Below are 22973 nucleotides of genomic sequence, written 5' to 3'. Positions count from 1 at the left end.
ATGGAATTACAACTTAAGCATAAAAAGGTATTTATTTCAGGTTCGACGTCTGGCATAGGTTTTGCCATGGCCCAGGGGTTTTTGGACGAAGGTGCCGAAGTAGTCATTAACGGCAGAAGTGGCGACAGATTAAGGGCAGCCATTTCAAAGTTAAAGCAATCTGTATCCACGGCTTCGGTTTCGGGAATTGTCGCTGATTTTAATGATCCTAAAGCAATCGATCAAATCAAACAGCAGCTTGACCGTGTCGATATTCTCGTTAATAATGTAGGGATTTTTGCCTCTAAAAGTTTTGAGGAAACAAGCGATTCGGACTGGTTGGAAATGTTCCGGGTCAATGTGATGAGCGCCGTGAAATTATCAAGATATTTTTTGCCTAAAATGCTTGACAAAAACTGGGGTAGAATTCTCTTTGTTTCGAGTGAATGTGCCCAACTGGTTCCTGAAGACCTCATTGCCTACAGTGCCACAAAAGCCGCGTTGTTGACACTATCGAGGGGCCTGGCCCAAACCACCAAAGGCACTAAAGTCACCGTGAATTCACTGATTCCTGGATCTACTTTAACCGAAGGCGCGGTTAAATTTTTAAGCGACAGGGCGAGATTGGAAAACAAAACAGAGAAGGAAGTGGCCATGGAATTTTTTAAACAAACCAGAACAACCAGTCTTCTTCAGCGCTTCGCCCAACCCAAAGAAATAGCAGATATGGCACTTTTTTTAGCCAGCCCCTTGAGTGCTGCCACAAACGGAGCTGCCATTAAAGTCGATGGAGGTTCTGTGCCGGGTATATTGTGATTTTACCAACAAGGTTTAGTCCTTTTTGATATGCAGATCTCTTTGAGGGAACGGAATCACGATGTTGTTCTCCTTAAATTTTCTTGCAATGACCTTTCTGATGTCGCTTTTGATCCTTTCTATTCTAAAAATTTCATCACTGTAAAACAACAACTGAAAATTGAGGGAGGAATCAGCAAAATCCAACAACTGCACCTCAACCCCGTCTATTTGATCTACGTTTTTGTTTTCCAAAGCACTGCTTTTAAGCACTTCTGATACCAGGTCAACATCAGACCCGTATGCAACACCTACATTTATTCTAAAGCGATTGTGCCTGGTCTGATGGCTCCAATTGATCACTTTATTGGTCGTGATCAGAGAATTAGGGATAATAATGGAAATCTGATCGCGGTTTAATCCTTTGGACGTTCTGAGACCGATGTCCTGTATCTTTACAATATCCCCGTCAATCTCAAGGATATCATCTATTTTAATGGATCTTTCTGATAGTAGGATAACTCCCGAAATAACGTCGTTAAAAGTTTGCTGTAAGCCCAAACCAACACCCACCAGTAACGCCGCCGAACCTGCAATCAAAACAGTTACACGGATTCCAATACTCTCAAGAATTAATCCAAAAGCGATCACCCAAATAAAATACTTGATGATCTGATAAATGGCATAAGCAGTACCTGTATCAAATTTTTTGACCACTTGTTTTCTCATCAGGGTCTTTTTGATGACCCATAGTAAAATGGCAGCAGTGAGGATGATTATCACTATTCTTACAATGGTAAACACTGAAATCACATAGGTACCTATGTGAAGTAGTTCAAATTCTAAAAATTTCTGAATGCTTTCCATAAAACTCGTTTTTATTTATTTTGATAACACACAAGTCAATTCGTTAATCAACCAATACCGATTCAAAATCGGCCCAAAAGTCAGTATATGACTTGCTTACTACTTCGGCATCATCAATCTGAATTGGAACCTTAAGTGCCAAAGGAGCAAAAGCCATGGCCATCCTATGATCATCGTAGGTTTTAATCAGTATATCCTTATTGATCGACGATCCTGCTTTAAGATGTAAGCTCTTTTCGGTCACGCTGATATCCGCACCCAATTTTTCCAATTCCTGTTGCAAGGCTACTAAACGATCTGTTTCCTTTATTTTCAGGGTATGTAAACCCGTCAGGTCACATGCAATTCCCAGGCCAAAACAGCTTACTGCTATGGTTTGGGCAAGATCCGGGGAGTCACTGAGGTCCAGTTCCAGCGGAAGGAGCTGGGTCTTTTCCTTTTCCAGGGTGATACTGTCATTTTCAAAATAGGTCCTTACCCCAAAATGTTTGTAAATATCGACCAAAGAACTGTCCCCCTGCAAACTATTCTTTTTATAGGAGCTCAAGGTTACTTTTCCCGCTTCACTAAGGGCCACAAGACTGTAAAAATACGAAGCTGAACTCCAATCGGATTCCACTGTAATCACACGGTCCTGAATTTGCGGCTTGGGCGCTATAGTGATCAAATTATCTTCCCATGAATAAGCAACGCCAATATCACCGAGCAAAGCCAGCGTCATTTTGATATAGGGAACCGAAGTTACCTTGCCCGTTAGTTCAATTTCCAATCCATGAGGCAAGCCGGGTGCCATTAATAACAAGGCTGAAATATACTGACTGCTTACATTGCCCTGAATGCGAACCCTTGTTTCGTCAATTTTCTTCCCCCTTATTTTTAGCGGCGGATAGCCTTCTTTTTTTTCATAACTGATATCCGCTCCTAAAGAGCGTAAGGCATCCACAAGGATGCTGATCGGTCGATTCTGCATTCTTTGCGAGCCTGTAAGAATCACTTCCCTTTCTTGTTGGGCCGCAAAAAAGGCAGTCAAGAATCGCATGGCAGTACCTGCGTGACTGATGTCGACAAGCTTCTCATTTCCTTTTAAAGCTTTGGCCAAATACCTGGTATCATCCGAATTTGATAAATTTTTCAGACTCAGGTTTGGAAATGCACTTTGTAAAATAAGCAAGCGGTTAGATTCACTTTTTGAACCTGAAATATTTACTTTTCCCGCTATACGCCCTGTATGATGTGCTAGTTTTTTGATCAATTTATGCAGTTTTTTTTCGCTTTCGTTTAAAATAAAAAGTCATGATCAAGGCATAGATCGCTGATCCGGCCAGTTTACGAATGAGGTATTTTGGATTGGTCAACCCGGCCAATGCTTCGTCAAATGACACCCGTGTAAGGCCATATAAAAATTCAAGAAGAATTACAATGACGAGAAATATTAGGGCGATGACTAAAAAAGTTTGTACAAAGGACCAGTCTTTAAAACTCTTTTTCATGCTATTTTAGTTTTTTGTTACTGTGATGCCTGTCATGGTCCCTTTTTGTTTTCAGGTCAAGCTTTTTGTCAAAAGAGTCCTGCAGGTCTATTCCGGTTTGATTCGCCAAACACAGCAATACAAATAGCACATCCGCCAATTCTTCGCCCAGGTCTTTGTTCTTATCGCTCTCTTTCTCGCTTTGTTCGCCATAGCGCCTGGCAATGATACGGGCCACTTCGCCAACCTCCTCAGTAAGCTGCGCCATATTGGTCAATTCATTAAAATACCTTACGCCGTGCTGTTTGATCCACTGATCAACTTCCAATTGAGCATTCTTTATGTCCATAACTAGTGTTTACAGCAACAAATATAGTTTTTTGATTGGAGATTGGAGATTTTAGATTTCAGATTGAAGATTTTAGATTGAAGATTTTGGATTTCAGATTGGAGATTTCAGATTTCAGATTTTTGTGCTTCCCTGATATGGTTTACCTTAAAATTCTATGATATTATATTCTTTCTTCTTCTGCCCTGATGGATAATGTGTTTGTTTAAGAATAAAGATTCGTAAAATAGTATTATTTGTTCTTTTTTGACGCGCCAAAAAGAACCAAAAACCGCCTTCACTGCACAAGGCAATTACTCATCCCTTTTCTATTGGATTAAGTATTCGTGATATGCTTCGCAGTTGCTGCGCACCATTCTCTCCCGCAACTACATGCCTTTTCCCGCTTTCAGCGTGAAAGCACTTCCGTTGCTTCGTTCATTATTGCTGGGTGCAGTGCTACCATTTAATTATTAATTCTGCTTTAAAACTACACTGACGTAAAAGATTCGGTCAAAGTAAAATTTTGGTTAAATAGAATCAGTTCGAAATTTGAAGTTCCTTGTTCAATATTCGAAATTCAACCAGCTTCAAAAATCTTCAATCTTCATTCTAAAATCTCCAATCCCTTCTCCCCTCTCACTTCTCACTTCTCACTTCTCACTTAAGCCTTAGTCCTTAACACTTAAGCCTTAAGCATCCTCACAAACTCCTTCCTCGAAATTTCCCTCGCCCCAAGGCTCTCCAAATGTTCGTTATACACCTGACAATCGATCAGCTTATACTTTTTTTCCTGAAGCTCCTTAACCAAATGAATAAAAGCCAGTTTTGAGGTATTGCTCACTTTACTGAACATACTTTCTCCACAGAATATATGTCCCAGATCTATGCCATAAAGGCCTCCCACCAATTCTTTACCCTTCCATACCTCAACAGATTTGGCAAAGCCCAGTTCATGCAGCTTGATATAGGCATTTTTCATGTCTTCAGTGATCCAGGTCCCTAGCTGATCGTTTCTGGGGCTTTTCTGGCATTGATCAATAACCTGTTTAAAAGCCGTGTTCCAGGTTAGATCAAATTCATGGTCACGCATCACTTTTCGCATGCTGTGCGAGATATGGAGTTCATCCGGAAATAATACCATTCTTTCAGCCGGGCTATACCAGATAATAGGCTCTCCTTCATTGTACCAGGGGAAGATTCCCGATCGGTAGGCAAGAATCAATCTTTCAGGACGGAGGTCGCCACCGAAGGCAAGAATACCCTCGGGGCTTGCAGATTCCACAGGCGGAAATACGAGTTCTTTCCCTAATAATACCATACTGTAAAAATAAAAAAAACCACCAGTCTAATGACTGATGGTCTTGAATATTTATAAAACCGGTTAATCCCTAGAAAGGAAGATCGTCCGGTTCATTCTCATCTATACTGGCAGCCGGTTCAAAACTGGCGGCATCCATTGGTGGAACTTCACCCGGGGCTCCTGCCTGGACTTTTTCCACTCTCCAACCCTGGATTGAATTAAAGTATTTTGCCTCACCTTCAGGATTGATCCATTCTCTTCCTCTAAGATTGATGCTTACTTTGATTTCTTCCCCAACTTTAAAACTATTCAAAAGATCACATTTATCCTGAACAAATTCGATCAATATCATTTGAGGATATTGCTCATCTGTTGTGATTACCATTTCTCTTTTTCTAAATCCGTTGTTACCAAATGTCTTGGTTTCGTCAATCTTTTTGATTTTTCCAGTTACTTCCATTTCTTAATTGTCTTCTTTTTATTCAACTTAAAAGCACCTTCCAGGCACTTTCTACATCATTCTTTTTCAAGAATTCCTGAGCAAATTTATGCTTTTCATTTATTTTTGAGGTCATATATCGGGGATAGTCCTGTAAAAACTTATTAACATCCGAAAGATCGGGCAGCCCTTCCACATTTCCCAACTGACCCAAATCATTTCCTGTCAGCACCTCGCTGTTTCTAACTTTTTCAGGTAATTGATCGATGCCAATTCCTTTTTGCAGAATGGGTTTGGGGATCTCAAAAAAAGAGTCTTTGGCACGGCTGTAATAACTGCCTCCCGCACGGGCAACCAGATCCAGTTTTACCTGGTCAACATTCCCTTTTTCATCCAATACTTTTTCATCAATATGCATACAAACCACCTCACAAATGATCAGATTTCCTGCACCTCCCTGATCTCCCAGTTGCTTGATTTCCTTTATCCTGCATTCAAATTGAACCGGCGACTCCTTTACCCTGAAAGGCTTTACCTTTTCGGATGAAACCATAGAAAACCCTGCCTTTTCAAATTCATTTACACCTTGTCCGTATTCGGTACTCGAAAGGGATGTTTGCTGTACCATATCATAGCTCACCACATTGATAACAACTTCTCCCGTTGCCATGGCATTTTCAAGGGTATGCTTTGTAGTATTATCCCGAACCCTTCTGGCAGGCGAAAAGATCAATATTGGCGGATTGGCGCTAAAGACATTGAAAAAGCTGAAAGGAGACAAATTCGGATTACCTTCGGCATCAATGGTGCTGGCCAGGGCAATGGGTCTCGGTGCTACTGTGGACAATAGATAACCATGCAGCTTTGCTGTTGGCGTATCCGAAGGATGAATTGTTAACAATTGTGCTTATTTTTTAACAAAAATAGCCATTATTTATTTTCCACATAATAAGAGAGCGAATATTAAGTTATAATTCCAGAATATTATATATTTGCTTTCAATGAATCACCTCCCTAGTAGCAAAACTCTTATCAAATGGTCGCTGATACTGGCGTCATTTTTAATTGTTTCTTCCATCTTATGGAATACTAACCAGTTTTTTAAGCAATTTAAGAACGAAGAACGCATCAAAATGGAAGTTTTGGCTACGGCCTATGAGAACTTTAACAATGCCGATCTTGACATTGATGTGTCTTTGGAAGAAAAGATCATTCAAAGCAATCGCAGCATCCCCATGATCATCACTTTTGAGAATGGGGATATCAATCGCTGGGCAAACCTTGAAGTCGATAACAGCAAAAAATTTACCAAACTCGATGTGGATGATCGACTGTACCTGAGTCGTCAGTTACAGATCATGATGGATGAAAACGAGCCTTTGGTGGTGAATTTTAAGCTGGACAATGTCGATATCACCGAAAAAATATATTACCGTGATTCGGATCTCCTGAATCGCCTGCAGTATTATCCTTTTGCCTTATTGCTGATCCTGATTCTTTTTGGAACGATCATCTATCTGGCATTCAAATCGAATAAAATTGCCGAACAAAATAAATTATGGGCCGGAATGGCCAAGGAAACAGCACATCAGATTGGAACGCCTTTGTCTTCCCTTTTGGGATGGATGGAGCTTTTGAGGATGGAAAACGTTGGAGAAGACACGGTGAAGGAGATCGAAAAAGATGTTTCGCGACTCAACACAATTGCCGACAGGTTCTCTAAAATAGGATCGGTACCCAAACTCACCAAACACGATATTGTTGAAGAGACTGATACGGCTTTTGACTATATCCGCTCGCGAAGTTTTAAACAAATTGAATTTTTCTTCACAACCGAAAACGATAAACCCATTTATGTCGATCTCAACCTGCAGCTCTACAGCTGGGTGATTGAGAACCTGGTAAAGAATGCCATTGACGCCATGCAGGGAAAAGGAAGGATCGAGATCAAAGTCACCCAGGAAGGTTCCAATGCGATTGTCACCATTTCAGATACCGGAAAAGGTATTCCAAAACGCTTGCAAAAAAAAATATTTGAACCCGGCTATACGACAAAGAAAAGAGGCTGGGGACTTGGCTTATCACTTACCAAAAGAATCATCAACGACTACCATAAAGGACGCATTTATGTCAAAAAATCAGAGATTGGAGTCGGGACCACTTTTTTGATTCAGTTGAAGGTTTCGGAAAACTAAGTATTAAGTTTCCTTCCAGTTAGTTTGACCAGAAAATTCTATTCTTAAAAAATTGTTTTATTTTTTTGTTGAGTTCATGATTGTTTTATTAACTAACGTATCGTGAAATATTTTTCTTTTGTCCTTTTGCCTTGATGCAAATGTAAATTCACGAAATTCCTTAATTCAAATATAAATGGATGATTGGAAAAACGAAACCCATATTTAATTTCATTTTGTTCAATTTTTTTTGCTCCTCCAAAAAAAACGAACCAAAAAAAAGGAGGTAACTTTTACGAGGTGTTTTTTAGGCTTTTCTATCGAACTCCTAAAAACCGTTTAAAAAGAGCTAAATTTTTTCCAAGGCTTCAAAAATTTTTAACGCTCTTTTCAAACTACACTGACGTAAAAGATTCGATCGAAACAACATTTTCGTTTGAAAGATTAGTGTGGCATTTGAGGGGGCGGCCTATTTTATTTTTCGTCTTGTATCCTAATAATTTTAGCATGGGAGAAGCAATAGCCACCGAAGTGAAACGGCTTGGGCTATGGGGGCGTAAAAATTATTAGCCAGATACATAGAAAAATAAAATCAGCCTTGATCTTTTCGTTCTTTTGCATCAAGGCAAAAGGACAATAATCTTAATACACCATATTCCTGCTAATCTCATGGGCTATCTCCTTGAACATTTCAGGAGAAACTTGTTCTTTTTTAGAGAAATTGGCATCCGCCATGCTGTGCAAGGGAATCAAATGAACGTGTACATGAGGAACTTCGAGCCCTATGACGCTCATCCCTACCCTTTCACAAGGAACGGCTCTTTCAATGGCTTTGGCAACTTTATACGAAAAACGCATGAGCTTCAGGTATTCGTCTTCACTCAGGTGAAACAAACGGTTATCTTCCTTTTTGGGCACAACAAGCGTATGACCCTTTGAATTTGGATGGATATCCAAAAAAGCAAAATAATCTTCATTCTCAGCTACTTTGTAACTTGGAATTTCCCCTTTGATGATCTTTGTAAAAATACTGCTCATAATCCGGTTTGGTTGCTATTAGACAAATTGGCTTAAGCCTTATCTCGAGATATTCAAAATCTCAAATTTCATGATACCGCTGGGCACCTGAATCTCCGTAACATCTCCTACCTTTTTGCCCAAAAGCCCTTTCCCGATTGGGGAACTGACCGATAACTTCCCCTGTGAAAGATCAGAAACCGCATCCGCCACAAGCGTATATTCAAATTCCATTTTATTGTCAAGGTTTTTGATCTTTACTTTTGACAAAGCCAGCACCTTGGAGGTGTCGAGCAATGATTCATCGATCAATCTCGCTTTGGAAAGCGTATCTTTTAACTGGGCTATCTTATATTCCAGCATTGACTGCTCTTCTTTGGCAGCATGGTATTCGGCATTTTCACTCAAATCCCCTTTATCCCTTGCGTCTGCAATCTCCTTAGTCACTCTCGGACGTTCAACGTGTTCCAATTGTTCAAGTTCATCTCTCAATTTTTTCAAACCTTCGGCAGAATAGTAGGCTACTTCACTCATTTTACAACAATTTAATTTTAAAAATCCTTGGATTGTTCCGTTTACATATAAAGAAAAAAATCTCGAAACCAAAGAATATGGAATGAGATCTAGTTACAAATGTACCAAATTCTATTTTATTATGGGCCGATTTAGTCGAATTTATTTCAATTATTTCGCCATTCAAGGCAATGAATACGGTCTTTGCACAAGACAAATTATTTGTACCTTGCGGAAAAATTCAGATCGTGAAAAAACTCCTAATGCTTTTGGTCATACTGACTTTCGTTTCCTGCAATGATGATGGAAATGACTTTAATGATCTCCTACCGAATAAGCCTGTAAATCAGACCATATTTCTGAACAATCCTGAATTTATTGACCTTCAGGTTGTGGGTGGATGGGCGTATTCACAAGGCGGCATAAGCGGTATCATTATCTATCATTATGGGGTTGATACCTATCTGGCCTATGAAAGAAGCGCACCTCATCTCAAACCGCAGCTCTGTTCACAAATGACGGTAAATAATGGCCTGACCATGGAGTGTTCTTGTGATGACAGCAGGTTTAATATCCTGAACGGAGCGCCGCTTACAGATGGGATCAATTATGCGGCGAGGCAATACCGGGTCTTGACAACGGGTCCCAATACCCTTCAAATAACCAACTTTTAATTCTATTTTAATCCTGTGGAAAATTACTTTTCATCCGATTTTAGACTAGGGGTCCTCGGAGGCGGCCAACTGGGCCGCATGTTGCTTACCGAAACGCAGAAATATGATATTTTTACCGTGATTCTCGACGGGGACCAGCATGCCCCCTGTGCAGAGATCTGCAATGAGTTTCATCAAGGAAGTTTGATGGATTATCAAACCGTTTATGATTTTGGAAAAACCGTCGATGTATTGACCATTGAAATTGAGCATGTCAATATCGACGCCCTCAAAAAATTAGAGGAAGAAGGCCTAAAGATCTATCCTCAGCCTAATGTGCTTGAGATCATTCAGCACAAAGGCAGGCAAAAAGACTTTTTCAGGAATCACAACATCCCTACTGCAGATTATACTCGTCATGCATCGGCTAAGCAATTAGGTGATATGACTGAATTTCCTTTTGTATGGAAATCAGCTCAGTTTGGTTATGACGGAACCGGAGTAAAGGTGATCCGTTCTGCAGAGGATCTGCAAGGATTACCGGATGTGGATTCCATTACTGAGGACATGATTCCTTTTAAAAACGAACTCGCCGTGATTGTGGCAAGAAATGAAAAAGGTGAAATCAAAACCTATCCGGTGGTTGAAATGGAATTTCACCCAACGGCCAACCAGGTAGAATACGTATTGTGCCCGGCAAGGATTGATAACGCCGTAGCCGAAAAAGCAAGGGATATTGCCTTGCACGTGTCAGATGCACTCGGCATCGTTGGCCTTTTAGCCGTGGAAATGTTCCAGACTAAGGATGATGAGATCCTTGTCAATGAAGTTGCCCCAAGAACACATAACAGCGGTCATTACAGTATTGAAGCTTCTTATACCAGCCAATTCGAACAGCACCTGCGATCTATCTTGAATATGCCCCTGGGCAATACTGATAATAAAGTAGCCGGCATCATGGTGAACCTGGTGGGAGAAGAAGGCTATTCGGGAGACGTTGTTTATGAAGGTATGGATGACATCTTGCATATTTCTGGGGTTACTCCTCATATCTATGGAAAAAAACACACCCGCCCCTTTCGCAAAATGGGGCACGTAACGATTGTAAATCAAGATCTTGACGAAGCAAGGAGGGTTGCGGAGATGGTGAAGAAGACGATTCGGGTTGTGGCGAAGTAATTCTTTCAGATAAGTTTCGCAAGTCCAGATCAAGCTATCCTTTCAAAATCAGTAATACTCGACTCAAAAAAAACCGCCATGATGGGCGGTTTTTTATCAAAATTAAATAATTTAATCAATTCTCCAGAGTGAATTTCGAAACCACAAAATATTGTGGGTTACCAGTGGTAAAACCTCCATCTCCAGGAGTTCCAGGCCAAGAATCTACTTCAATATCAAAAACCGACTCACCATCAACAACATCTGTCAAAAACAGACCCGAATTATCACCAACAAAAATGCCATTGTCAACGGGGTCTGGCCAACCTATCCATATCGACATAACTCCATTGGCATTTAGATAATCACCTTCACTTGTGAAAATAAATCTAACCCATTTATTTGCAGGTTCTCCCTTATTCACAAAAATTTGTCTAAGGGTGCCTACTTTTATCTTTGAACTAACATCACAATCCTCACCAACATTTGTGTATACCGGATAAGTGCCCCCATATGGATATTGAAATTTATTACTAAAGCCAAAATCTTTGTCCCCATCGGATTCAGTTCGCTCGAAGCACTTAATCCGCGATGGATACCCTTCCTTATACAACCAAGCTTCAGTTAACTCACAGTCCTGAGGGCAGAACCAATCCCAGCATCCCCAACGGTTGCCAGGGAAATCCACTGTATCCGGCGTACATTGCTGGAAAGCGGTTTCCTGCTGAATCACTTCGTTACTGCTGTTCAATTTATTTACAGAAGCATGGGTAATAACAGCAAGGCCTCCTTCACATGGAGCGTTTGAACATGTCAAGTTGTCAAAATTACTTCTGGGAATCATGTAGGTGTAAGATTGAACCATAGGATCATGTTCCGCTTTCAACGGGAAAGCACCGATTACAGGATTTCCGGCATTGTTGAATGGAACATCCTTAGGGCAGCCCACAAATAAATGGGTCTCCTCCAAATACCAATCTCCTTCCGTCGTGTACGTTATGTAAATGTTTTCGTTATCACTGGAATAAGTCAGGCCACCAACATCTATAGATTGACCGCCATACAATTCCTTGGTTTCCGTATAACAACCTTCGTCTTTTACATTTTCACCTTGCATTACATCAGTAAAATCGTAAACATGATCTTGTTGATTCGGGCCTCCTTTATAGGCATTCGAGTCAGCTTGCGCCGCTTCTAATTCATCCGAATTTCCTGACTCATTACAGGAATAAAAAGCGACAATAAATAACATTAAAATGAGTGAAAATAATTTCTTCATAGCTTGAGGGGTTTTAAAATTAATGTAAACTTATGATTTTTTTTTGGTAAAACAAAAATTTTTCATGCAAATGACTCTTTTAGTGACTTTTACATTATTTTTGCCTATTAGCCTTTTACGACCAAGTTGAGGTTACTATTCCAATAAAGAAATTAATACATAATCTATTAAATTCTGTTCTATTTTGACAAAACAAGATGAAGTTGAATTCAAGCATTTTAAACAAATATGAAATACTCAGGAGTACTAAAGAAAATGACAACAGAATTCATTTCACCAGTGAATTATTACCTCGATATGGGCGGTGATTTTCTGAACATGAATCAATTGATCAACAAAACCATTTCGATCGGGTTTGTCAAATACCAGTGTCTGGCCTGTGGGGAGGATAAAAAGATTTTCAGGCAAGGGTTCTGTTATGACTGCTTTTATAAAATGCCCCAAACCGGGGATTGGATCATGCGGCCCGAATTAAGCACCGCACACCTTGATATTGAGGATAGAGACCTTGAATTCGAAAAACAAGCGCAATTACAGCCTCACGTGGTTTATCTGGCAAATAGTTCCGACGTAAAAGTAGGCGTTACTCGAAAAGCACAGATCCCTACCCGATGGATCGATCAGGGAGCGCATGAAGCCATTGAAATTGTAGAGGTCCCTAATCGGTATTTAGCCGGGATCACGGAAGTTGCCTTAAAGGATCATGTAGGAGATAAAACTAACTGGCGAAGGATGCTGACAAATAATGTTAAGGACCTGAATCTGGCTGAGGAAAGAGACAAACTCTTTGCTTTTGTACCTGAAGAAGCAAAACCTTATGTGATCGAAAACAACAAGGAAACGGAAATTTCCTTTCCGGTTGAAAAATATCCACAGAAGATCAAAAGCCTGAACCTGGACAAAACACAATTGTATCAAGGTGTTTTAAAAGGTATAAAAGGTCAATACCTGATCTTTGAGGATGGAACCGTTTTTAATGTGAGGAACTGGGAGGGGTATGTTGTGGAGGTTGGGGTTTGAGAATTGAGATTCCTGCCTAACAGCAGGCAGGTTTAAATGTTGAACTCCGAACAAGGGATGCTGAATTTCGAAGTAGTGTGCGTCACTGATATAAGTTCTATATTCGAAATTCCTCATTCGACATTCGATATTCAATTTTCAAAATTTAAGCTATAAGACGGAAAGCCCACTAAAACGCGTTCCCATCTTTACGCACTACAATATTCCAAACAGTTAGAAATATTATTTTAATATCTAGTATCAAATTCCAATTTTCCAAATACCAGATATCAGCCTCCTTATTCGAACACTGACAGACATTCAAACTCTGCAAGATATTCACCAAATTTTTATTTTAAGAACATCTTTCTGAATATTGGATAGCATAGACTTTCCAACAATAAGAACAATCGAGACTTAAAAGGAATAAATAAAATATCTTTCCCCGACTTTTCTGCCTTTACAACTCTTTCGGCAACTTCTTTTGATTCCAATAAATCATTTTTTGACTTGACTATCGCTTCATTTACTTTTTTCCGAGCATTACGATTAAGGTCAGATTTGAATGTTGATGGTATGACTTCTAAAACCTGGATACGATTTCCTTTATGTCTTCTTAAAGATCTGGAATATGCCCAAAGAGCTGATTTTGAGGAAGAATATGCACTGTGATTCTTTCTTCCACAGATTGCAGTTGTTGAAAGTATATTAATTACCTTTCGTGTATTCGAATTGAATATTAAATGATTAGCTAATAACAACGGGCTAAAAAAATTCGCATTTAAAATTTCAACATATTCATTGATACTCGTTTCTTTTATGGACCTGGATAAATGTTGACCCGCGTTATTTATCAGCAAATCAACATTTCCAATTTCTTTTAGGAAATCTTTCAAATCATGGATTGATATAAAATCTATTTGTTTGGTTATTACTTTACAATTGGATATTTTTTTCAATTGATTATGTGCTTCAACTAATTTTTCTCCGTTTCTGCCTGTAATAATAACTTCACCAGAATGTTTGGCATATATTTTAGCTAATTCAAGCCCCAAACCAGAAGATCCGCCGGTTATTAAAACCTTATTTACAAAATGTTTTTTATATTCTCTTCGCCTTTTAGACTTAGAATTTAAACCAAAAATATGGTTTAATATATTTGGAAATACTCTTTCCAAAATTCTAAGTCCAAAGAAATAATAAGGAACAAAGATTTTCTTTCCTGATACTTGAGAACCTCTTAATGTTAGTTGTATCAGCTTTAATATTCTCGCTCCTACAAGATTTGCGCTAATTCCTCTATTAGTTTTAAAAACATCCGAAAATTCATTTATTATATTTGTTGGACGAATAATGTCAACAAATATTCCATCTTCTATTAATTCTTGTTGCAAGGCGCTTGAAAAAGTCTCTAGTGCAAATTTTGAAGGAGCATATGAATTAACAGTTTTTGGAGCCTTATTACCAGATGTTGAACTTATGATTATTATCCTGCTACCGGAGTGAATGGGTATTTTGTTAAGCAATGCTTTAATTGGGATAACATTTCCATAGAAATTACTATTAAAATCCTTCTGGTATTCATCGAAATCATATGACTGCGAAGAAAACCCAACCGTTGAAATCAATACATTTATATCGTTTAGGTTTTCACCATTGACAATTTCTTGAAACTTAGATTCATCAGTGGCATCAGCTTCTATAAATGTTAGTTTGATATTATCATTAATTTGACTTGAATAATCCTCTAAATAAGTAGGGTATCTTCTGGCAATGGCAATTATTTCAACGGTATCATTAGTGTTATTTAATTGTTTCAATATTGAAAATCCAATATTTCCAATTCCTATTATAACGATTTTTTTTGCAGATTTTACCATTTCCGTTTAAGTAATTAGTTATGTCTATGGATTACAGCCAACTTGGTTAAATATTGTCTTCTAATCGACAAAATCATCAAAAAATCATGATCTTTTGCAATAGATTTAAACACTCAAACCATGATTGATCATGCAAATAGGTAAATGAAAATATTTGTTTGGTTCTTGATGAGCAAGGTATAAAAAATTAAAAACCCCTCCATTCACTAGGGGTCAATCATTGAGGTGCTTTTTTTATCTTGACCTTTCTTTTTTCGCCAAAAAATCTTTATAGCTAAAATTATAACTGACCCAACAACACCTCCTAAAACAGTATAAATCAAATCATATATGTCTACATTACGTCCCAAATAAGGATCAATAAGCTCCTTACCAACGCCAAAAAAGGCCGCTATCAATATTCCGAAAACTAAAGATTTTATTTTATTACCGGTCTTCTTAAAGATTAAATAGAAGACTAGACCACCGATTAAAAATCCTACATTGAAATGTGCAAAATACCCATCCTTAGACACGTGAAACAACACTCGGAACCGGTCATAATAGTCAATTAATTTTTTGATGAATTCGATATCTCTAATATTTTATATATTCAACTGTAAAAACGTAAATTTATGTAAAAATATTTCAATTTTTTAAGATTATTGTCTTTCATATTTCATAAACCACAAATAATAATATTTACAAGTATTTATTTTTAATTTGTAACTTATTATCAATTCTAACACAAAAGGCATTAAACCTTAGGGCATTCTGTACAGCTGTCGGGACTGAACCCAATAATAATAATCGACCCAAGAGTCGATGTATTAAACCAAGACCCCGCTGAAAAAGCAGGATTAGTTCAACTAGCTATTTTGAATTCACTTTTTAGGCTTTTCAAAAAAAGAGTTTCACTAATGATCTTTCCAATCATTGAAAACCACTAGTGTTACGTCATGTATGAGATTTCGGGTAAGTCAAAGTCATTTTTGGAATTTTCGAAAGCTAAAAAAAGTGAGCATAGCCGTAGCTACGTGAGTCATTTTTTAGCAAAGCAAAAAACAAAAAGAACAAGGCTTGGTCCTAAAGATTATGCTTGACTTAAAACTAGTTCTTTGTGAACAAACCTCACCACTTATTTACAATAGAATACTTTTTATTAACAATACCATAAAATTGCCTAAAATCTTTAGATTCTCTTTAGTTTTTGCAATTACTCTTGCTTAGTTTTTCAAATGAATGATATATTTTACTAGTGCAATAATATATTAAAATTATCGTTAAAGAAAGAACGCTAAGAAAAGAATCTATTCATTTTATTATTAATGCTCCCCTGATTGATTAAAATTTTAATCCATTTAGGACCCTATGTTATTATGCTAAAAAATGAAAAAACTATTAAAAGTAATTTTAGACTAATGAGAATACTAATATACTTATTTTTTTTACTGCCTTTTTTAACCATAGGTCAGATAAATTTAGTTGGAACAAATGGGCAACCATGGTCAGTCGACACAGGAGCAGAAACAGTAGTCGCATACGCAACAACCACAAGTTCTCTTGGTTTAGTAGAAGATAATGAATCGGAAGCTCTTAATAATGCCAATAAATTAATAGCAGGAATAAATGCACATCCAGAAGGTATAGATATAGATGGAGTTTATTATATACAAACCCCTTCAACAAAATTAACCTCATCCGATATAAGATTGTCAAGCGTCAACGGAGGGGAATTAAAGTCAAATGAGAGCATTACAACATTATTCAATATAAAAGATATTGAAAATATTGAAGTAGGAGGTGTTACGTTCAGCGATGTATATTCTGGTGGTGGAGATTTACGTTTGTTTTATTATTACCCTTTATCAAGTACTTCATCTGGAATAATAAAATTTAATAGCTCCACTTTTAATGGAAACATTTATATATATTATAAAAATCCAGGGAAAACAACTGATCCATCTACTTATAAAATAGGTAGTTTTATTTTTAGAAATAACACTATTACTAACAATAGGAAGGCTCCTATTAAAATGAATGATTTTCCTATTGATGTTTGTGAGATAGTTAATAATTATACTCATAACTTTGATGGTGTTATATATGGAATAGGCGCAAGTAATGACCATACATATGAATCTGACATATATGCTTTAAGACCTTTATTTACTTATACTGATAACTATACACACAATGATGTGGATTGGGAATGTGAAGGTTCTTTAGGTTCTTACCTTACTACATGTATTTTTGAAGCTCACCAAGTAGATTATTTAAGAAATCATACAGAGGGTATATGGACAACACTAACCGAAAAAGCTGTTTATGACTCGTATTTATCTTGCAACATCGTTAATTATAAAAACAATGTAAATAAGAATAATGTTAAATTTGATAATGGTTCTAATGATGAGATGAACACATTAATCAAAATGAAAGGTGCGGCTGATGATTATGTTTTGCCTGTTAGAAATGTAGAGGATAATCATTTTATTGTTGAAGAAAGTTGGATTGATGAGGTTGTTCTTGAAGGTGCAAATAAAGCATACGGTTATGTTTACTTTGCTCAAACAGGTGTTGAACGGGAAAACCCAGTTGCAACATATATTAAAAATAACGTATTTGATATATATAATTTTAGGGGGAGAAAAACTTTTGAGGCTCATGCAACTAATTATGAAGTTTCTGGGAACACTTTTAATTTAGATTTTTCTAATAATATATATACGGAAACTTTACCGATGACAGACGCTAATGTTCCTAAAAGTATTGTGTTTAGTAACAATACCTTTAATGTTTTAAATACAAATCAACAAGATTTTATGCCTGCTATGGTTAGAGTTACTGATCTTAGGACGACTAATACAGATAAAATAGGTTCTATTGCTTTTAATAATAATACAGGAACACTTAAGAATCATATGGTTTTTGGACAACATGATACTGCCCATTTTGAAATGACTGATAATGATCTTCAATTATATCCAGACGCAACCTCCGTTCCTTATTTTTCATATCAATCATATAATGGAGAATCTAATATTAGTAATAATGAAATTACCTTTAATTCAAATAATTATTTTATTGGTACAAATGAATATTCACCAATATATAATATAGATGAAAATATAACTTTTTACGGAACTCCAAGTCTCGCTTATGGACGAATCATGGTGTTAGCAAAAGGAGAACCTTCTGTACCCGATACTACTTATAGAAGAACATACAATGTAAATGATGGAGAGGAGATATTTTATTTTGACTTTACTCTGTCATATAATACTGATCATTGGGAAGTATCTTTTATAGATTCTGGAGATACACCAAGAACATTTAGAGCGAATAATAATGATGGAGAAACTGATGGTAATGGTACATTTGTAAAAGTAGTTAATTCAGGTACAAATAACACTGCTACTCAAATAAGATTTGCAAATAATAATGGAACTTCAGAGTTGGGTTTTAATCAAATTTTCAATGCGAATACATCTGTAAAATTAAATATAGATACTTATAACAAGAATGTAGATCAATCTACGGGTTCAGCAAGAGCTAATGCAGGATCCGATGTTTCAATTTGTTCAGGAGAGAGCACGACCTTAACAGCTTCAGGCGGCTTAACATATTCATGGAGTACAGGAGCGACAACAAATAGTATTACAGTAAGTCCTAATTCTACACAAACATATACAGTTACAGTATCAGATTCTAATGGTAATTCAGATTCGGATGATGTAATAGTTACAGTAAACAGTGTTACTGCCAATGCAGGGTCAGATGTTACTATTGATGAGGGAGATAGTATTACATTAACAGCTAGTGGTGGGAATTCGTATTTATGGAACACAGGAGCAACAACATCAAGTATAACTGTAAGTCCATTATCAACTCAGAATTATACTGTTACAGCGAGTTCAAATGGTTGTGATGATACAGATACAGTCAGGGTTAATGTTAATGCAACAACAGGCTCCGTTACTGCAAATGCTGGTTCAGATGTTTCGATATGTGAAGGAGAAAATACTAAACTAACAGCCTCGGGAGGTTCTAATTATTCTTGGAGTACGGGAGCGACAACATCGAGTATAACTGTAAGTCCTAATTCTACACAAACGTATACAGTTACAGTATCAGATTCTAATGGTAATTCAGATACCGATGATGTACTAGTCACGGTAAACAGTGTTAATGCCAATGCGGGGTCAGATGTTATTATTAATGAGGGAGATAGTGTTACATTAACAGCTAGTGGTGGGAATTCGTATTTATGGAACACAGGAGCAACAACATCAAGTATAACTGTAAGTCCATTATCAACTCAGACCTATTCAGTTTCTATTACACAAAATGGATGTGAAGCTACAGATGAAGTTAAGGTGACGGTAAATCCCAATACAGGTTCGGTTACAGCGAATGCAGGTCCCGATATGTCTATATGTTCAGGAGAGAGTATTACTTTAACAGCATCTGGAGGATCTACTTATTTATGGAACACCGGAGCAACTACAAACAGTATTAGAGTAAGTCCTAATTCTACACAAACTTATATTGTGACTGCTTCTGATTCGAATGGTAATTCAGATTCGGATGATGTGAATGTTACAGTAAACAGTGTAACTGCCAATGCCGGTTCAGATAGAACAATTATAGAAGGTGAAACCATAACCCTTGTGGCAACTGGTGGAGATACTTATATATGGAATACAGGAGAAAAAACAAATTCAATAAATGTAAGCCCAAATTCTACGATGACATATTCTGTAACAGCATATAAAGGATCTTGTTATGATATTGATGATGTTGAAGTTGTTGTTGAACCAACAATTGATACAGGACCTCTTCCAGCGCAAGCGGATGCAGGGGAAGACATGACGATTTGTCTTGGTGAAACTATTGTTTTAAATGGATCCGGAGGTGAAACCTATCAGTGGAGTAATGGAGAAACGTCAAGTAGTATTTCAGTTAGCCCGAATAGAACGACTTCATATGAATTGACGGCAACTCGTGGAGGCGTGTCAAATACAGATTCTGTAACGATAACTGTAGAAAATTGTGAAAACCAAATTATTAGTGACGAAAAAGATATGGCTATTTTGGAAATGGCTGTATATCCAAATCCAACAAAAGGAAAGCTTACTATCTTGATCAATAATTTGGATGAAGACGCAAATTTCATAATCAATGACACTAATGGAAGTCTTATTTATTCAGATTACATAACCGGAGAGAAGACACAATTTGAGAAACAAATTAACCTTTCAAGGTATAATGATGGACTGTATTTTGTGCGCCTATATACTGCTGAGCAATATTTAGTAAAGAAAGTGATGGTGCAGTAATTAATATATTTTATATATCAGAGTTTGGAACTTAAACTAAATCTTTCATTTATTTAGGACATTTTGATATTATTTAAAAAGTTTCGAAGTAACAAGGAATAAGGCTTGGCCTTAAAGATTATGCTTGACTTGATACTAGGATGTAAATATTCTTTTTAACCATGATTTTTTAACTTTCTGTTCACCATAACCATAGCCGTAGCCATATCCTCTCTTCTCATAATTGGTATCATTGATCAGGATGGACATATAAGGCAGGCGATTATTCTCATATATCATATTCGAGATTTTCAACAATCGCTTGTCAAGAAAATTGGCCCTGACCACATACAAGAATAGATCAGCATGATGGCTCAGCAGCAGCGTATCCGTAACAACGTTTGCAGGAGCCGTATCAACCACCACAAAATCGTAATTGGCTCTTGCATAGCTCATTATTTCATCAAAACGGCCATTGGTCAATAATTCTGACGGGTTTGGCGGAATGATACCCGAATGGATGATATCCAAATTCGTTTTATCATGATGCACAATAACATCTGATACCTTCAAACTGTTATCTATTAAAAAAAGGGAAAGCCCTTTTTCTTGTTTGACTTTCAAATAGGTGGCAATTTTTGGCTTTCTAATATCAGCCCCTATCAGCAATACTTTTTTGTGCAGCAAGGTCAGGGCTGATGCCAAATTAATGGCTATAAATGTTTTGCCTTCACCGCTAATGGTTGAGGTAATAAAAATCGTTTTGCCTTCTTTGGCAATTCCTGGCAACATAAAATTAACGTTGGTCCTTAACAGGCGGAATGCCTCTGCCACATTGCTATTGTCTTGCCCAGAAATAACCACAACCTTTTCAGACTTAGCGCTAGGGATATCGCCCAAAATAGGCGCTTTTACAATCTTTTCTAACTCCTCGAAGGTGTGTATCTTATTGTCAAGATACATGCTGACAAAAATAATAATAAAGGGCACAATGAGGCCCAGTAAAAACGCCCCCAAATAAATGATTCTTTTATTAGGTGAGACCGGGTAATTATTACCATACGCTCTATCAATAACCTTGGCATTGGGTGCTGTTGAGGCTAGTGTAATAGAATTTTCCTCCCTTTTTTGCAACAAATACAAATATAATGTCTCTATGATTTGTTGTTGTCTTTGTATATCTCTGATTTCTCTTTCTTTTTTAGGGGCTGAATACATTATGGAACTCAACTCCGCTTCCCGGATCCTCACCTCATTCAATGAAATGCTAAGTGACGAACGCTCGTTGAGCAGGCTTTGCTCTATGCTTTGCCTTAAGGGAACAATCCGATCATTTAAATTGATCACAGTTGGATTGTTTTCATTGGCCCCTTTTAACAGTCTGTTGCGTTCCAGCAACAAACGGTTATAATCCAGGGCGTTCTGGCTGGTGTTTTCATTCAACATGCCCAAATTGGCAGGTATCAGGTCATCCTTATTAGTTTTCATATAATCGATCACATAATCAATGAGTTTGATCTGTGAGGTGAGATTAACGATCTGATTATCCAATTCAGCGTTTGACTGCAACACGATGCCCGCTTCAGAAGCCATATCCGTTAACCTATTTTCGATTTTATAGGTTTGCACCCCAAGATCAAGATTGGTCAGCTCTACAGAAATATCGTCTATCCTGTTATTGATAAAGGTCTCAGTGCTCTCGGCTATCTGGATCTTGTCTTGAATAGCATCTCTGTTATATTGGCTCACTAAATTATCAAGAATGGCTTTCGCTTTATTTATTACAGGATCCTTCAGGGTGATTACCAACAGGCCTGACTTTTTACTTTCCTGGGAGATTTCAATACGGTTTTTATAGCCAATGGCTACTGTTTCCACGGGTTTTATTTCTACGATGATCTCTTGGCCTATATTCACATTATTGATATTCTTTGGGGTAACCACCACATCGCCAAATTTAAATTTAATGGTTTCGCCAAAAACGCATTCCTTTACCTCATCACCATTGACATCAGCCAAGATAAACTGAGTGGTAGATCTTGCAGTTAATGTAAAAGTAGTATTTAACCGGTGGAGGATGGAATCATTTACAAATAAATTGATATTGAAGGGCATCTCTTTTTGGTAAACCTCATCAATACCAATGCGGCTTTTTGCATAATAGCTTAATTGTAAGCCCAGCTCCTTGATGACCCGCTCCATGAGGGTACGCGATTTTAAGACGCCCATCTCAGTTTCCAGTGAACTTTTTGAACCGGCAATTAAGCCCAGGTCTTGAAAAGCCGAGAGCTCTGAGGTTATCCCTCCCCCATTTTCTGTATCGTTAATTAAGATGGTGGAAGACACTTCATATTGATAGGTAGCATAACGCAGGTATACAAAGGCCGTCGCCAAGGCTATTATGACTCCCAGCAAGAACCATTTCCAATAGTAACCATATTTTTCAAGGCCTTCACGGATATTAATCTCGTCAGCCTGCTGATCACCATTATCAATATTAACGCTTTTGTATTTATTATTGTCTCGCATATCCTTGATACTTTAATGGAAATGAAATTACTATTTTGTCTAATAGCAACCTCTTCTTACCTAATTTAATTACAATTTGTTTTAATGGATTTATTTACGATCGGGCACAATACCGGAAACTTTATTCGTGAGACCCTGAAAAATCCATTTTCATTTTTTAGTCTGTCGAACTAATCCCGCTTTTTCGGCGGGATCTAGGCTAAATACCTCAACACTTGGGTCGATTCCTAATATTGGGTTCAGTCCCCACAACTGTGCGGGATACCCTGAGATTTAACACCTTTTATTGCT

At 37.5% G+C, this 22973-nt stretch carries 19 protein-coding genes; 6 read left to right on the top strand and 13 right to left on the bottom strand.

The genetic code is table 11. The features are described 5' to 3' along the window. Positions 1-795, top strand: coding sequence for an SDR family NAD(P)-dependent oxidoreductase (locus AABB81_RS14945; protein ID WP_342161363.1), 795 nt, complete (start codon positions 1-3; stop codon positions 793-795). 15 nt (positions 796-810) lie between these two features. Here AABB81_RS14945 and AABB81_RS14940 read toward each other — a convergent pair whose 3' ends face one another. The 7 genes from AABB81_RS14940 to AABB81_RS14910 all read right to left on the bottom strand — a co-directional run bounded on the left by AABB81_RS14940 (position 811) and on the right by AABB81_RS14910 (position 6081). Next, positions 811-1641, bottom strand: coding sequence for a mechanosensitive ion channel family protein (locus tag AABB81_RS14940; protein ID WP_342161362.1), 831 nt, complete (start codon positions 1639-1641; stop codon positions 811-813). Positions 1642-1684: 43 nt separating this feature from the next. After that, positions 1685-2893, bottom strand: coding sequence for a 3-phosphoshikimate 1-carboxyvinyltransferase (locus tag AABB81_RS14935; RefSeq protein ID WP_342161361.1), 1209 nt, complete (start codon positions 2891-2893; stop codon positions 1685-1687). Between the two features lies 1 nt (position 2894). Continuing rightward, entirely contained in the window at positions 2895-3131 is a 237-nt protein-coding gene (locus AABB81_RS14930; RefSeq protein WP_342161360.1) for a hypothetical protein, read from the bottom strand. Between the two features lies 1 nt (position 3132). Continuing rightward, complete coding sequence (locus tag AABB81_RS14925) at positions 3133-3459, bottom strand: nucleotide pyrophosphohydrolase (protein WP_342161359.1); 327 nt, start codon at positions 3457-3459, stop codon at positions 3133-3135. Between the two features lie 664 nt (positions 3460-4123). Then, positions 4124-4759: a leucyl/phenylalanyl-tRNA--protein transferase gene (gene aat, locus AABB81_RS14920; RefSeq protein ID WP_342161358.1), complete on the bottom strand. Its 636-nt coding sequence runs from the start codon at positions 4757-4759 to the stop codon at positions 4124-4126. A 70-nt stretch (positions 4760-4829) separates the two neighbouring features. Further along, on the bottom strand, positions 4830-5201 hold the full coding sequence (locus AABB81_RS14915) for a DUF3127 domain-containing protein (RefSeq protein ID WP_342161357.1): 372 nt from the start codon (positions 5199-5201) through the stop codon (positions 4830-4832). 22 nt (positions 5202-5223) lie between these two features. Continuing rightward, on the bottom strand, positions 5224-6081 hold the full coding sequence (locus AABB81_RS14910) for a flavin reductase family protein (protein ID WP_342161356.1): 858 nt from the start codon (positions 6079-6081) through the stop codon (positions 5224-5226). 100 nt (positions 6082-6181) lie between these two features. On the opposite strand from AABB81_RS14910, the gene AABB81_RS14905 reads away from it, so the two are divergent. Beyond that, positions 6182-7375 (top strand): sensor histidine kinase, encoded by a 1194-nt coding sequence (locus AABB81_RS14905; RefSeq protein WP_342161355.1) that lies wholly within the window; start codon positions 6182-6184, stop codon positions 7373-7375. Positions 7376-7996: 621 nt separating this feature from the next. Here AABB81_RS14905 and AABB81_RS14900 read toward each other — a convergent pair. Together AABB81_RS14900 and greA are read right to left on the bottom strand one after the other, a co-directional pair. Beyond that, positions 7997-8392: an HIT family protein gene (locus tag AABB81_RS14900; RefSeq protein WP_342161354.1), complete on the bottom strand. Its 396-nt coding sequence runs from the start codon at positions 8390-8392 to the stop codon at positions 7997-7999. A gap of 39 nt (positions 8393-8431) precedes the next feature. Further along, the gene (gene greA, locus AABB81_RS14895) at positions 8432-8905 is read right to left on the bottom strand and encodes a transcription elongation factor GreA (RefSeq protein ID WP_342161353.1); all 474 of its coding nucleotides are present in this window, start codon (positions 8903-8905) and stop codon (positions 8432-8434) included. Positions 8906-9132: 227 nt separating this feature from the next. Here greA and AABB81_RS14890 point away from each other — a divergent pair, with 227 nt between their 5' ends. Both AABB81_RS14890 and AABB81_RS14885 read left to right on the top strand, forming a co-directional pair. Further along, entirely contained in the window at positions 9133-9558 is a 426-nt protein-coding gene (locus AABB81_RS14890) for a Rieske (2Fe-2S) protein (protein WP_342161352.1), read from the top strand. Positions 9559-9573: 15 nt separating this feature from the next. Further along, positions 9574-10716 (top strand): 5-(carboxyamino)imidazole ribonucleotide synthase, encoded by a 1143-nt coding sequence (locus AABB81_RS14885; RefSeq protein ID WP_342161351.1) that lies wholly within the window; start codon positions 9574-9576, stop codon positions 10714-10716. A 115-nt stretch (positions 10717-10831) separates the two neighbouring features. Here AABB81_RS14885 and AABB81_RS14880 read toward each other — a convergent pair whose 3' ends face one another. Next, positions 10832-11974 (bottom strand): hypothetical protein, encoded by a 1143-nt coding sequence (locus AABB81_RS14880; protein WP_342161350.1) that lies wholly within the window; start codon positions 11972-11974, stop codon positions 10832-10834. 228 nt (positions 11975-12202) lie between these two features. On the opposite strand from AABB81_RS14880, the gene AABB81_RS14875 reads away from it, so the two are divergent. Next, on the top strand, positions 12203-12994 hold the full coding sequence (locus tag AABB81_RS14875) for a DUF2797 domain-containing protein (protein WP_342161349.1): 792 nt from the start codon (positions 12203-12205) through the stop codon (positions 12992-12994). A 329-nt stretch (positions 12995-13323) separates the two neighbouring features. Here AABB81_RS14875 and AABB81_RS14870 read toward each other — a convergent pair whose 3' ends face one another. Both AABB81_RS14870 and AABB81_RS14865 read right to left on the bottom strand, forming a co-directional pair. Further along, positions 13324-14853, bottom strand: coding sequence for an SDR family NAD(P)-dependent oxidoreductase (locus tag AABB81_RS14870; RefSeq protein ID WP_342161348.1), 1530 nt, complete (start codon positions 14851-14853; stop codon positions 13324-13326). Positions 14854-15059: 206 nt separating this feature from the next. Then, positions 15060-15368 carry a hypothetical protein gene (locus AABB81_RS14865; protein ID WP_342161347.1) on the bottom strand — a complete coding sequence of 103 codons (309 nt, stop codon included), beginning with the start codon at positions 15366-15368 and terminating at the stop codon, positions 15060-15062. Positions 15369-16172: 804 nt separating this feature from the next. Between AABB81_RS14865 and AABB81_RS14860 the strand changes: the two genes are divergently transcribed. Then, positions 16173-20174 carry a T9SS type A sorting domain-containing protein gene (locus tag AABB81_RS14860; RefSeq protein WP_342161346.1) on the top strand — a complete coding sequence of 1334 codons (4002 nt, stop codon included), beginning with the start codon at positions 16173-16175 and terminating at the stop codon, positions 20172-20174. A gap of 135 nt (positions 20175-20309) precedes the next feature. Here AABB81_RS14860 and AABB81_RS14855 read toward each other — a convergent pair whose 3' ends face one another. Continuing rightward, positions 20310-22682, bottom strand: a complete 2373-nt coding sequence (locus AABB81_RS14855) for a GumC family protein (RefSeq protein WP_342161345.1) — start codon at positions 22680-22682, stop codon at positions 20310-20312. Positions 22683-22973 lie beyond the last annotated feature (291 nt).

Source organism: Lutimonas vermicola (genome assembly GCF_038433205.1).
Classification (GTDB): Bacteria; Bacteroidota; Bacteroidia; order Flavobacteriales; family Flavobacteriaceae; genus Lutimonas; species Lutimonas vermicola.
This window is presented reverse-complemented; position numbering and strand designations above follow the sequence as displayed.

Excerpts from the sequence above, each read along its gene's own strand:
- AABB81_RS14945 (WP_342161363.1), top strand. The coding sequence starts at position 1 with ATGGAATTACAACTTAAGCATAAAAAGGTATTTATTTCAGGTTCGACG.
- AABB81_RS14940 (WP_342161362.1), bottom strand. The coding sequence starts at position 1,641 with ATGGAAAGCATTCAGAAATTTTTAGAATTTGAACTACTTCACATAGGT.
- AABB81_RS14930 (WP_342161360.1), bottom strand. The coding sequence starts at position 3,131 with ATGAAAAAGAGTTTTAAAGACTGGTCCTTTGTACAAACTTTTTTAGTC.
- AABB81_RS14925 (WP_342161359.1), bottom strand. The coding sequence starts at position 3,459 with ATGGACATAAAGAATGCTCAATTGGAAGTTGATCAGTGGATCAAACAG.
- aat (WP_342161358.1), bottom strand. The coding sequence starts at position 4,759 with ATGGTATTATTAGGGAAAGAACTCGTATTTCCGCCTGTGGAATCTGCA.
- AABB81_RS14915 (WP_342161357.1), bottom strand. The coding sequence starts at position 5,201 with ATGGAAGTAACTGGAAAAATCAAAAAGATTGACGAAACCAAGACATTT.
- AABB81_RS14905 (WP_342161355.1), top strand. The coding sequence starts at position 6,182 with ATGAATCACCTCCCTAGTAGCAAAACTCTTATCAAATGGTCGCTGATA.
- AABB81_RS14900 (WP_342161354.1), bottom strand. The coding sequence starts at position 8,392 with ATGAGCAGTATTTTTACAAAGATCATCAAAGGGGAAATTCCAAGTTAC.
- greA (WP_342161353.1), bottom strand. The coding sequence starts at position 8,905 with ATGAGTGAAGTAGCCTACTATTCTGCCGAAGGTTTGAAAAAATTGAGA.
- AABB81_RS14880 (WP_342161350.1), bottom strand. The coding sequence starts at position 11,974 with ATGAAGAAATTATTTTCACTCATTTTAATGTTATTTATTGTCGCTTTT.
- AABB81_RS14875 (WP_342161349.1), top strand. The coding sequence starts at position 12,203 with ATGAAATACTCAGGAGTACTAAAGAAAATGACAACAGAATTCATTTCA.
- AABB81_RS14870 (WP_342161348.1), bottom strand. The coding sequence starts at position 14,853 with ATGGTAAAATCTGCAAAAAAAATCGTTATAATAGGAATTGGAAATATT.
- AABB81_RS14855 (WP_342161345.1), bottom strand. The coding sequence starts at position 22,682 with ATGCGAGACAATAATAAATACAAAAGCGTTAATATTGATAATGGTGAT.